Origin of the sequence: Alteromonas sp. V450 (assembly GCF_001885075.1) — a bacterium.
In the GTDB taxonomy this organism is placed as follows: Bacteria; Pseudomonadota; Gammaproteobacteria; order Enterobacterales; family Alteromonadaceae; genus Alteromonas.
Genome location: NZ_MODU01000004.1, coordinates 2924904 through 2937816 on the forward strand (window position 1 = coordinate 2924904; position 12913 = coordinate 2937816).

At 44.3% G+C, this 12913-nt stretch carries 10 protein-coding genes; 5 read left to right on the forward strand and 5 right to left on the reverse strand.

The annotated features are described in order from the left end of the window. The first annotated feature begins 92 nt into the window (after positions 1-92). The 4 genes from BK026_RS12740 to BK026_RS12755 all read left to right on the forward strand — a co-directional run bounded on the left by BK026_RS12740 (position 93) and on the right by BK026_RS12755 (position 5202). Positions 93-2399: a TonB-dependent siderophore receptor gene (locus BK026_RS12740; RefSeq protein ID WP_071816164.1), complete on the forward strand. Its 2307-nt coding sequence runs from the start codon at positions 93-95 to the stop codon at positions 2397-2399. A gap of 72 nt (positions 2400-2471) precedes the next feature. After that, the gene (locus BK026_RS12745; protein ID WP_071816165.1) at positions 2472-3152 is read left to right on the forward strand and encodes a Fe2+-dependent dioxygenase; all 681 of its coding nucleotides are present in this window, start codon (positions 2472-2474) and stop codon (positions 3150-3152) included. Positions 3153-3319: 167 nt separating this feature from the next. Next, positions 3320-3976 carry a methylamine utilization protein gene (locus tag BK026_RS12750; RefSeq protein ID WP_083575085.1) on the forward strand — a complete coding sequence of 219 codons (657 nt, stop codon included), beginning with the start codon at positions 3320-3322 and terminating at the stop codon, positions 3974-3976. Next, positions 3976-5202 carry a hypothetical protein gene (locus tag BK026_RS12755; protein ID WP_071816166.1) on the forward strand — a complete coding sequence of 409 codons (1227 nt, stop codon included), beginning with the start codon at positions 3976-3978 and terminating at the stop codon, positions 5200-5202. Before BK026_RS12750 ends, BK026_RS12755 begins: the two co-directional genes overlap by 1 nt. 1 nt (position 5203) lies before the next feature. On the opposite strand, the gene BK026_RS12760 is transcribed toward BK026_RS12755, so the two are convergent. The 4 genes from BK026_RS12760 to BK026_RS12775 form a co-directional block, all read right to left on the reverse strand. Continuing rightward, positions 5204-6340: an energy transducer TonB gene (locus BK026_RS12760; protein ID WP_083575086.1), complete on the reverse strand. Its 1137-nt coding sequence runs from the start codon at positions 6338-6340 to the stop codon at positions 5204-5206. 129 nt (positions 6341-6469) lie between these two features. Next, entirely contained in the window at positions 6470-7549 is a 1080-nt protein-coding gene (locus tag BK026_RS12765; RefSeq protein ID WP_071816167.1) for a CNNM domain-containing protein, read from the reverse strand. 148 nt (positions 7550-7697) lie between these two features. Then, positions 7698-8867 (reverse strand): SO_0444 family Cu/Zn efflux transporter, encoded by a 1170-nt coding sequence (locus BK026_RS12770; RefSeq protein WP_071816168.1) that lies wholly within the window; start codon positions 8865-8867, stop codon positions 7698-7700. A 396-nt stretch (positions 8868-9263) separates the two neighbouring features. After that, positions 9264-10940, reverse strand: coding sequence for a carbon starvation protein A (locus tag BK026_RS12775; protein ID WP_071816169.1), 1677 nt, complete (start codon positions 10938-10940; stop codon positions 9264-9266). A 286-nt stretch (positions 10941-11226) separates the two neighbouring features. On the opposite strand from BK026_RS12775, the gene BK026_RS12780 reads away from it, so the two are divergent. Further along, positions 11227-11745 (forward strand): hypothetical protein, encoded by a 519-nt coding sequence (locus tag BK026_RS12780; RefSeq protein WP_071816170.1) that lies wholly within the window; start codon positions 11227-11229, stop codon positions 11743-11745. A gap of 53 nt (positions 11746-11798) precedes the next feature. Here BK026_RS12780 and BK026_RS12785 read toward each other — a convergent pair whose 3' ends face one another. After that, positions 11799-12773: an alpha/beta hydrolase fold domain-containing protein gene (locus tag BK026_RS12785; RefSeq protein WP_071816171.1), complete on the reverse strand. Its 975-nt coding sequence runs from the start codon at positions 12771-12773 to the stop codon at positions 11799-11801. Between the last annotated feature and the right edge of the window lie 140 nt (positions 12774-12913).

Genomic DNA, 12913 nt, shown 5'->3' on the forward strand with positions numbered 1-12913 from the left:
CAATTCAAATGAGAATGTTTATCATTTATGTTTACATGACGATTTTTATTAAATAGACTTCGTCCTCCTTACACACACTCAAGGAAAACAGGATGAAAAACACTAAACTAACAATGGGCGCACAGACCATTGCCGCAGCTTTGGCATTTGGCAGTAGCGCTGTAATGGCCCAAGAAGAAGTAGAAGCGTGTAGCGACACGACGTCGGCTGAATGCAAAGCAGTATCTGACGAAGCCATAGAACTCATTAAAATTCACGGCGTACAGCAGTCTATCTACCGCTATAATAAATCTGGCGATCCTCGTCGTTTAGCCGATTTAGTTGACACACCACAAACCATTAGCGTTCTTACGCAAGACCAAATTCAAGAAAGTGGTAGAACAGACCTAAAGGATATACTGCAAGCACAGGCTGGCGTAACCTTAGGTACAGGTGAGAATGGTAATGCTTTTGGTGACCGCTATATTATTCGCGGCCACGAAGCACGCAGTGATGTATTTGTTGATGGCCTGCGCGATCCAGGTATGACAACCCGTGAAAGCTTCGCAACCGAACGTGTTGAAATTACCAAGGGTCCAAGCTCTACGTTTGCCGGACGTGGGTCTTCAGGTGGTGCGGTGAACTCTATCACCAAAAAAGCGTCTACTGCATACAACTTTGGCCGTGTTGATGCTGCGGTTGGCACCGATGAGCACACACGTTTAACTGTCGATTTAAATAAAACGTTAACTGAGACCAGCGCGGTGCGCTTAAACGGCCTTTATTCATCTGAAGATAAGCCTGGGCGCGAAGGTATTGAGCGTGATCGTGAAGGGGTTCAGCTTTCTTATGTCAATCAACCTACCGATCGCTTGTCGTTCACTGGGGATATTTATTACCTAAACGCTGAAGACATTCCTGACTTAGGTAGCTATTACGACAGGGATGCAGGCTACCCGCTTGAAGATATTCCCGTATATGCACAAGACGAAGACTTCCAGAATTCAGAAGTAACCACATTCACGTTGCGTACAGAGTACGACATTAGCGATAACCTACGTTTTTATAACGCAACGCGCGTAGGTAAAACGGAAAACGAATATATTACCACCGGTATGCGTGGCACTAACCGTGACGCCACCGACCCTACTGCACCAGGTGCATACACACTATCGTTAAGCAACCACCAAGGTTGGCAGGAAGTTGATTACGTAACTACACAGTTTAACCTTTTCTGGGATACTGCCTTTGCAGGCGTTGATCACCGCTTTGTATTCGGTTTTGAATATACCGACGAGTCGGTAGACAACGGCGTATTTAATATGGACTACGCTAATCCATCAAACTGCTTAACCAGCGGGCGTCGTGGCGTATCTGAAAGCTATTGCTTGCTAGATGGCAGTGGCAATGAAGTTGACAACATTAGCGGATTAATGGGCAAAACCTACACCCGTGGTGATGCTGACGCTTTGTTCGACATTGAAACCTACTCACTGTACGTTATGGATACTTTCGAACTTACCGATAATCTTAACGTTTTCGCAGGCTTGCGTGTAGATAGCTACGACTACACCAATGCGACGTCAGGCCGTGATGGTGAGCAAGTGTATGCTTTCGAAGATGAGCTTTACAACGGCCATTTAGGACTAGTTTACGATGTGACCGAAAACGGCAACATCTACGCTTCTTATAGCACGGCAACCAACATAAACGGCGGTGAATCAGATCTTGGTGCTAACTGTGGTTATGGCGGTATTTGTGGTACGCCAGAGCAAGCGTCTCAAGCTGACCCTGAGCAAGTAGAAAATATTGAGCTTGGTACTAAGTGGTCGCTGTTTGATGAGAAACTTGTAGCAAACGCGGCACTATTTCGCATTACTAAAAGTGATGTACACGAGAGTGTAGGTGATGCTTATTCAACGCTAGGTACATTAAATACCGGTGAAAACCGTGTAGAAGGTATTGAGTTTGGTTTAAGCGGTGATATCACAGATAAGCTTAGCATTCAGGCGTCTGCTGCATTTATGGATTCTGAAATTCTTGAGTCTTACAGCGAAGATAATATCGGTCTTGCGCTAAGTAACTTCGCAGACGAAAGCTTCTACGTTCAAATGCGCTACCAGCCTAATGAGAAGTTCGCCTTTGGTGGAGACTACAGCTATCAGTCAGAAATGTATGGTGGTCAACCAGATACTGCAGCGGGCTATAACGCTGAAACCGGTGAGTACTCCATCGTAGTTCCTGACTATCAAGTGGTTAACCTGTTCGCTAACTACTACCACTCAGAGTCACTGACTTTCCGTGTTAACATTGGAAACGTATTTGACGAAGAATACTGGACGGCAGCCTACCGTTCTGGCGCCTTCATGTATATCGGTGATGGTCGCAACATTACAGGTACCGTTAGCTACGAATTTTAATGCTAGCATGACCTAGGCAGACAACTGCCTAGGTCTTTTTATATTAAAAACACTCTTACAAGCGTTGAAAACATGATTATTATTGATGACTTATTGACGAAGAATGAAGTTGCTCAGTTTCGTCAGCAGCTTTCTAACGTTCCTTTTGTTGATGGCAAGAACACAGCGATGGGCATGGCTGCAGGCGTCAAAAATAATGGCCAAGCGGACGCACAAGACAAGCGTGTTCAACAGCTTGCTAACCTATTGCTGAGTAAGTTGGGCAATCATCCCAAAGTTATCTCTGCTGCCCTACCCCAACGTATTTTTCCACCTTGCTTTAATCGCTACAGCGAGTCACAAACCTATGGCTATCATGTAGACGCCGCCATCATGCGTATCCCTAATACGCCCGATGTTTTACGCAGCGATATGTCGATGACTATCTTTCTTACTGACAAAGACCAGTACGAAGGCGGTGAGCTTGTTATACAAACAGGATTTGGCGAGCAAAAAGTTAAATGCGATGCGGGAAGCGCTATTCTCTACCCCTCTTCAAGCCTTCACAAAGTCACACCTGTGACCAAAGGTGAACGTGTTGCCGCTATCACCTGGCTACAAAGTATGGTGAGTGACCAACAAATGCGTGAAACCCTTTTCCAGCTTGACCAAAGCATTCAGTCATTGGTTAACGACGGCACCGCTGAGCGAGAGCAGCTTGATGGACTACATCATGTTTATCACAACCTGGTAAGAAAGTTCGCTCAGGTTTAACCGCTGTCAAACACAAGCACTAGCGCGAAAGTTTTCTTAAAAGCGAAATAAAGTCGAAGCCAATAAGGTCTTATACTAAAGGTGTAACGCAGTTGTATATTACTGGGTTTATTCTATGGTTAAGTCAACAGACGTCTTCTTTGAATACTTTGTGCCGTGGTACTTGAATGAAACACAAAACAGTTTTTAGCGCCCTTCTTATTATGGCTTGTTCAAGTATGGCATTAGGGCAAGATGAGCGCACCGCAAGTTTTTCTATAACGCTGAATAATAGCGATGGCACCCCCGTCGACAATGGCGTGTTTCTTTTTGAGCCTCAGTTCGAGGTAGAGGCGCATCAGATGCCGCATCAAGAACCTGCCGTAATGAATCAAATAGACAAACAGTTTGTTCCTCACGTGCTTGTCGTAAAAGCGGGTACTGAAGTGACCTTTCCTAATGCAGATAACTTGTTTCATCATGTCTATTCATTTTCTTCGACAAAGCAATTCGAACTAAAGCTTTATAAAGAATTTACCGCAGAGCCTTTACGCTTTGAAAATGCTGGTATTGTCGATATTGGCTGTAATATTCACGATTGGATGCTGGGCTACATTGTTGTTGCGGACACGCCTTATTATGGAAAGACCGATATACAGGGGCAGGGTTTAGTTTCGCTACCTCATGGTGAATACACTGTAAGTTTTTGGCACCCACAAGTAGAAGGTGAAAAGGCTTTCCCTCCACAGTCCATTTCTGTGTCTGCCGATACTCAAGTAACCTGGATGCTTAATACAAACATAATCAGAGATGACGGATTCGATTCTGGTTTCGGCGACTATTGATGCGGTTTGGTACTCAACTATTAACGCTATTGTCACTAGCGTTTTCGTTAGCTAGTTACGCAGAAACAGATTTTTTATTGCGTGGAACGTGGGCGCTAAAAGAAAATACGCAAAGTTTCCAAGACTTTGGCCAAAACCACCAGCGATTTGAAGATGATGGCTTACACCTCTCTCAAGCCGTTATCTCAACCAACCTGCGTTTGTTTGATGATTGGACATTATCTGGTGTTTTAAATGCTTACAGCGACGGCGAAGAGCGGCTCAACTTTTCTCAGCTATATCTCAAGTATCGGCCACTTAGTGCTTCCTCGATAAAACCTGAAGTAAAAGTGGGTGCCTTTTACCCTGCTATATCTGCTGAAAACACAGACTTTGGCTGGCTATCTCCTCACTTCCTCACTAACTCAGCCATAAACAGCTGGATCGGTGAAGAACTCAGAATCGGAGGCATTGAAGTTAGCCTTAGGCAAAATGGCAGACAAGTGCAGAGCAACTGGTCATGGAAAATATTAGGTAGCTTATTTAAGGGTAACGATACGACCGGAACACTGCTCTCATGGCGTGGTTTTGCGCTTCACGACAGACAATCACTTTATAATGATCAGATAAATTTTCTGCCTATACCGGGTGTTGTTGATGAAGACAAGCTAAATGCCCCTGCATGGACCGAGCCGTTTAGAGAGATAGACAACCGCTTTGGATATTACTTCGGTGCGCACTTGGCATATAAACGTAAAGCAGATATGCGCTACTACTACTATGATAATAACGCCAACGCTAACGTCGTCGATCCTGATCGCATTTATGCGTGGCATACACGCTTCCATTCGTTGACTGTGCGTTATCTACCCCGCCGCGAGTTAACGCTGTTTTCTCAACTTCTTTATGGCAATACATTAATGGGGGAACATATTGTTGAGAACGACTTTGCGAGCGCTTATGTTGCCGCAGCCTTAGACATGAGCGTTTTTGGCTGGCAATCGTTAACGCTCGCCGTGCGCGCTGACTGGTTCCAAGTGAAGGACGAAGATGAAAATATCTACGATCCAAATGCTAGCCGAGGAAGTGCGCTGACAATTAGCACGCGGTACAACCTAAACCCGCGCTTTTTCATCACTTCAGAATGGCAGCTAAATAGAGGACACCAACAAAATCTAAGTTTTTTTCAACAGAGTGAGCGCTTTTCGGAGCACATTTTTCAAATTGCGCTGACAACAACTTTTTAAATTAGCTTTGTGCTACTTCGATTAAATCAAACGTGGTTGTACTATCACCTTCCACCATAACGCGGCATTGCCCCCAGCTTGGGGGAATTCGCCAAATATGATTTTCAGCTACTGTGAATTTCTCTCGGTGTGTATCACAGCGTACTTCAACCGTGTCGAGTTCTCCCTCAACATTGTTAAACGCAAATTGATTGCGTACTAACGTATGAAACCAACTTCCTTGTTTGCCAATCGTTACAGGCACAGTTAAATTTTGTTCGGATTCAATTACCGATTTTATCCTCTCAACCAGCGGAGCAATTTGGCTTATGCGAGCCTGTTGGCTTTCCATTTTGCTAAGCGAATCAAACGATGAAAGGGCATCTGCGTAAAGGCCACGTTGACTGTCTAGCATGGTTTTTCTTTGCAATGCATATGCGACATAATCTTCGTCAAACACCATGTTGCCATTGCTCTTACTTCCGTTGCTTGCTAACACACGAGTCAAACTCCTCGCCTCTCTTTCAACATTTTCCAGTGAGCGAGCAATCTGCCAATCCATATTCAAAAGCCAAGTGTTTTCGTATCGATTTAACGTGTCCCATTCTTTTAACTCGCTTAGCGCTTTATCAGCCGCATCTATATCACCGGCTTGAAACAGTGCATCAACATCTTTATAGGCTTTGATAAACTTTCTCGACGCGCCAGTTTGATTCGCAATGGCAAAATCCATCTGTACGCTTTGGTGACATTGCTGTGTGGGCTGACCGTCTTTGATAGCAGGTTCAAACTTCCATTTTTTAACTGCACTGAGCGCACTTCGTTTAAACGCTTTATGGCCAAAGAAATCATCAATGACAGGATCTTTAACCCTTCCTTCTTCATCAATAACATAGCTCAGTTTTACCCAGCCTTCTCGCCCACGCATAACCGCCTGAGATGGATACTTTGGACTAACGCGTTCTAGTGGCTTGGCAGGCGTGAACCCGGTAATGCGAGTAACTTTATCTTTTTCTGACTCAGCAAGCACTTTTTCCTCAAGTTCATCACAAGGGATACTCAGTTCCTGTGCAGATAACTCGGCAGTTAAGAGAGGAGTGAAAAGAAGTGTTAGAAAGAGGGCGTGCGCGCGGTTCACAAAACTATGCGTGTTGTACATGTAAATCTTCCTTAATAATGACGCATATCAGTTAACAGAGTATCTAAACCCGCCAACCAAAAAAGACGATATTTGGCACTGAACAAATTATCTACATCCTGTCGTTCAGTACCACCAATATTTAGACTATTATTTTTTCGACGATTGCTCAAGTGAGGCATCGGGCACATTTTTTATCATCATCTGCTCTTTACGCTTCGTCATCATTTTAGCAAGTCTTCTCATACTTACCGTTGTATCTTTCTCATCTATAATATCCACACCTAGCAAGCGTTCCAGCAAGTCTTCTAACGTGAGCACGCCTTCAAGACCACCGTATTCATCAACTACGAGTAACATGTGCACATGCTTATTAATGAAATGCTCAAACGTCACCGACAATGGCATTGTATTGAGGACTGTGACCATATCTTTCGCATACTCAGATAAAGGCTTATCCGTATTACCTCGAGCCTGCGCAACTAGCAAATCAGAGCGCATAACAAATCCAGTAATGTTTTCTGAATCGCTGTCTTCAAACACGGGGATACGAGAGAATTCTATATTAGCGTGCTTGTGAAAAAAGCCTTCTACCGTCATCGATTCAGATACTTTAAATAACGCTGTACGGTGGGTAATCGCGTCTTTGACTTTCAGTTCGTGCAAACTTAACAGGCTTTGGAGAAACGCTGCTTCGTGATTAGCTAGCTGGCCTTCTTGGCCTGACAACTCTGCCATGGCGTGAAGCTCACTGCGACTCAATCCGCGAAGTGGGCTGTCTTCTTTAAAGCCTTTTGTCATTAATTCAGACATTTTTACGAACGGCATGAGAACAATTGATAGGTATTTAAGAAAATATGCGGTTGCTGGTGCTAACGTTCGCCAATAGGTTGCGCCAAGGGTTTTAGGAATGATTTCAGAAAAAATAAGGATAAGTAACGTAAGCACTGCCGAAATAACGCCCAAGTATGCATCGCCGAACACGGCCGCTGCTTGTGCACCTGCACCTGCTGCACCCATAGTGTGGGCAATAGTATTCAGCGTTAATATGGCAGATAACGGTGTATTGATGTTATCGGTTTGCTTACGTAACAGCACGCCACTGGCTTTACCGTCTTTTTCCAGCACAGAAATGTACGCAGACGAAACACTCAAAATGACTGCCTCAGCAATCGAGCACAAAAAAGAAAAGCCCAATGCAATGAAGACGTACACAATAAGTAAAAACATGAAGTTATTCCAAGCGTCCTTGTAGGTTGAAACGCATTTTAATTTTAATAAGTTGAGCGACTATTATGGATAATAGAGCAGGATATACAAGCGCTCTGTAAATATCATTCGAGCGCTTGAATGAGGAGAAGCAACTGCTGCGTTAAACCTAACCACAGCATGCCGAGTGCTGTTCGTGATTATGGCGATATTGCTGAAGCTTTTTCACACCCAGCCTGACCATCAATCCCGCCAGCAAAATTGCACATAAACCATAAATTATTTGAACACCTGCGCCGTGCTCATGAACGTGGCTGGCTGTTTTGATCATCGATGATAAAGAAAACGAGGACACTAGGTAGTTTAGTGCATACCCAAAGCCTAAGCTTGCCGAGATAACGCTGAATAAATAAAGTGCAAGTGTTCGCGCCCCCATCTCTTGTTTTATCATGCCCATAGTAGACACGTTAGTGGCCGGGCCTGCCATTAAAAACACTAAAACAGCACCAGGCGAGAGCCCGGCCGCGAGAAAGCCAACCGCAAGCGGCGTTGACGCAGTAGCGCATATGTACATAGGAATACCAATAAGTGCCATCACAAGCATAGCAACAACACCATCTCCCCACTGAGTTAGAAAGTCGGTAGGCACCCAAGTTTTAATAGCGGCGGCAAGTGCTAAACCGATAAGTAGCCACACCACAATGTCTTCAAGTAACTTGCCACTGGCGTAGGAGAGCACGCTTTTGACTTTCGAAGGCGAAGATTCGTGTTGAGCTTTGTCTGTGCTCTCGTGATTATGAACATGTGTTTTTTCGCTTGCACAACAGGACGTGTTGGCCTGTATTTGCGTTTCTGGTTTAGGGACTTGCTTTGGCCCACAGCACGATGACTGCGTCATGTCGGGTTGTCTTCGTTGAGCTTCTTCTGCTTCTGCGAAAAAACGTACCATCACACCCGCATAAATGGCACTTGTAATAGCAGCGATAGGCCTCACTATTGCGTAAAGGGGGCCAAGTAGTGCGTAAGATACAGAAACGCTATCCACACCCGTTTCGGGGGTAGAAACTAAAAAAGAGACAGTAGAAGCTTTAGAAGCGCCACTGCGTCTCAATCCTAGGGCAGCAGGAATAACGCCACATGAACAAAGTGGTAAAGGCGCACCGATAATAGCTGCTTTGCTAATAGAGCCAAAAGATGCACTTCCCATATGCTTTTCAAGAAAAGAGACAGGCACTAGCTCATGCATCACTCCTGCGACCAGTAAACCCAAAAGCAACCATGGCGCTGATTCCATGAACAGCGCTAAAAAGTTTTGCCCTAGTAAAATGATATCTGACACATAGCCTCTCTAGTTATCTTGCATAAAGCACTACTTAAAGAAGTAGCTACCGATGCTTGAGTAACGATGATGTTTACAATGTCATATTAACAGATACAGGCGAAGACAGAAAATGAGCAAAACCGATTAACACGATTTACACTAATTTGAAGACTCAACTCTGGGTAATACCAATCCGCATAGATCATTACCCTCTCAGCGAGAGTTAAAATGTTCATAATCGCCACGTGTTACCGCAGATATAGTGGTTCTAAATCAAGGTTACACAACAAAGTATCAGGCAAACAAAATAAAAATGGCCAGTACAAATGTACTGGCCGAATGTTGACTGTCTCGGAGCGTGATAGCAACCACGAGGTCAACCATGAAGAACCTTAACTATTTAGTGATGCTCTGCTAGCTATCGTGCTGCGACGCCTTTTTCAACTTAGAAACTACAGAGAAAGCTTCAAGCATTACGAGTACTGAAACCACCAGCACTACTGCGTCTAGGAAGACCAACAAATAATTTCCTTCAACGTAGTACTCTTTAAGCTTTATCAGACCAGCAAAGAAAGCCATGATTAATACAAATACCATGGGTATTAGCGTGTACCTTGCAGGACGGCCAAGCTTGATCAGCATAACCGATATAACTAATAGGGTAAGACTCGCTAGGATTTGGTTAGTAGAGCCAAATAGCGGCCAAATGATCATACCGCCACTGCCTGACGCGCCACCTGCTCCGAACGCCAATAACAAACAGCATCCAACTGCGACGAGTGTGGCAATTACACCGTTTTTGAGGGCACCAATTGAGTAAATATCCCCCCATTCTTGTATGATGTAGCGCTGTAAGCGTACACCGGAGTCCATAGTCGTACCTGCAAACAGGACAACCATTACTGCAAGAATCGTTGAAGAAAAATCTACTGGCAGCCCCCACCCCTGTTGAATAAGGTTCGCACCACCGGTGATAAATGCGCCGACACTGCCAGCGCCTAAGTGACTATATACTTCGTGCCATTCTTCAGGTGAAGCAGCGAACGCTACACCGCTTACCGCCACAATAGTAATAAGCGCAAGCGAACCTTCGCCCACAGCGCCGAGGTAACCTACAAAGCGTGCATCTGTTTCTTTGTCTAGTTGCTTAGAGCTTGTACCAGAAGACACTATTCCGTGGAAACCTGAAACCGCACCGCATGCTATCGTTACAAACAGTAATGGGATGAGACTAGGAGTATCTAACGCTGTTTGGGTGTTAAACGCCGGCGCGGTGATGTCTGGCATGGCAAAGAAAACGGCGCCATAAAGTAAGAATAAACCAACCAGTAACTGCATCCCGTTGATAAAGTCACGAGGCTGTAACAGCATCCAAACGGGTAGTAACGACGCAATGGCTGCATAAACAAAGAGAATAATGATCCAGTTGGCTTTATCTGCCAAGCCGAACATTGTTTCAGGCAAACTTAGCGGAATATAACTTCCAGCATATACTGACGCGTATAAAACGATAATTCCGACAATACAAAGCGGTATCAAGCTGAAATTTCGTTTCAACAGCTGCCCGATAACGAGGGCTACTACGATGGCTGTCCAGGCGGGAAACACAGCGTTAGGCTGTGAAACAAAAGAGTTCGCAATGACCACGCCAAACACTGCGTTCACCATAAGCAATACCAAGAATATGACTATCATGAACAACGCGCGTGAGCGCTTGCCAATGACCGACTCTGACAATGCGCCCATTGACTTACCCTTATGACGGGCGCTAGCCCATAGCGCACCCATATCGTGTACACCGGCAAACAATATAGTACCAAATACCACCCAAAGAACGGCCGGTACCCAACCCCAATAAACGGCTATAGCAGGGCCTACAATAGGCGCGGCCCCAGCTACGGACGTAAAGTGGTGCCCCCACAACACCACTTTGTTTGTCGGCACAAAATCTACTCCGTCTTGCATAGTATGTGCGGGAGTGACAAAACTATCATCTAGCTTGAATACACGGCTTGCAATAAATTTAGAGTATACAAACCAACCGAACAACATGCCGATGATGCCCAGTATGACGATGGCAATAGACTGCATTTTTAAAATCCTACTGTCGTTTTTATGTATATTGGTTACGGTCGCGCGACCAATTAAACCATGTGTAGCTTCTCGTAGGTTATAGTGTAAGACTAAAGTATAAGCACAATACAATCATTTCACACTCTTCATACCACTTAGCTATCAATACAAGAGCTACTACATCAAATAGCATTTAAAAAAGTATTTTACCTAATTTTTACGCATATTCTTCGCGAAGCTACTTTAAATAATATTCATTCTCGTTTATAAGTACGCCCCATCACTTTCAACAGACAAAAATAATATGGCATCTCCTAAATTACACATGGCTTTTCGCAAATATCATAGATGGCTAGGTTTTTTCTTAGCGGGAATTATGGGCGTCTATGCTATTAGCGGTATATTACTTATTTTCCGCCCTACTGATTTATTAAAATACGAACAGACTGAATTAAGGCAATACGATGCAAGTTTATCTGGTGTTGAGCTACTCCCCTTACTGAAAGTACGCGGCAGTAAAATAACAGCCGAAAACAGTGAGGAAGTTGTGCTCAATATTGGCCAGTACAATAAACTAACGGGCGAGGCAACTATCGTTAGGAAAGACTATCCTCTCGTACTTTCTAAAATGGTAAAACTTCATAAAGCGACAAATAATAGTCCGCTTTTTTGGCTTAATATCGCGTTTGGGGTTGGCTTACTGTTTTTCGTGATATCTGCATTTTTGATGTTCGTGCCTAAATTACCCATGTATAAAAATGGGCTTAAGATTGCAGGCGTTGGCGCGATATTAACAATATTGGTTGTTGCGTTTGGCTCCTAATGCCTTGGAACAGCGCTGCACGAAGGGGCGCCTTACGAAGCGCTCCTTCGTTTTTAAATGCTATTTACTTTTGAAGAAAAGAACGATTTAAGCTCCGCGTAAATCGCGTTGGACTCAGGTGTATTATCGAAAATAAGGTATTCAGCGTGTGACATTCCTTCGAGCACTTCAAGTTGCGTAGTCCCGCCCGCGGCTTTAATACAGCGATTAACTCGGACAGTATCGCTAAGAAATAAATCTCTAGTGCCCGTCACTAAAAACGTTGGAGGGAAACTTTCGAAGCTACCATAAAGGGGAGATACAGTTGGGCTGTTAAGCTTATGCTTACCCGCATAAAGAAGCGCTGCAGCGCTCAATAGGCCATCATAACTCACTAAAATGCTGTCTTTCCCTTCGTTAACAAAAAGACTATCGCTAGTTTTTGAGAGATCAGCCCAAGGCGTGCCCACATAAATGGCGTGAGGCAGTGTAACGCACTGGCGTATGAGAGATTGTACAAGTGCTAAAGTAAGGCCGCCTCCTGCTGACGTCCCCCCAACAAATAGGGTAAGCTCAGGTTGGCGTTCCATTAAGGCTCTGTAAACAGCCTCTACATCTTCTACTGCAGCAGGACAAGGGTAAGAAGGAGGCATTCTGTAATCAACGCTATACACCACAATGCCCAACCTCGCTGCGACTAAAATGCCCTCTTCTATACTAGCTAGGCCGCTATGTAACACATAAGCTCCACCATGGATGTCTAGATATGCACAATCCCTATATTCTGAGGAAACGGACTGAGGAGTTATCTTTCGCACTGCAACGTCGTTAATACGCATCAATTCTACTTGTACACCGTAGTGCTTACGCATATTTTTAATTTTCTTTTTCAAAATGTTGTTACGATTTTGAATTAGTGACAGCCATTGACGAGCAGTACAAGGAGCTGTCATGGCAATGCGCGTTATCTCCTCCACCGGAAGCGAAGAGATTGCCTTTTGCAATGCCAAGCTTACCGTTTTTGGGGGCGTTATCTGTTCGTTGGGCATGTGTCGGTCTCTGATTCATTTATACAAAAGTTAAAATGGTATGTGTAAGCGCATTATTGAGTTAAAGGCGACATTATCTAGCTAAGCAGTGCTATAGCAATGTATTTTTTTATCATAAGGTTTCCATAAGATTTCAATTT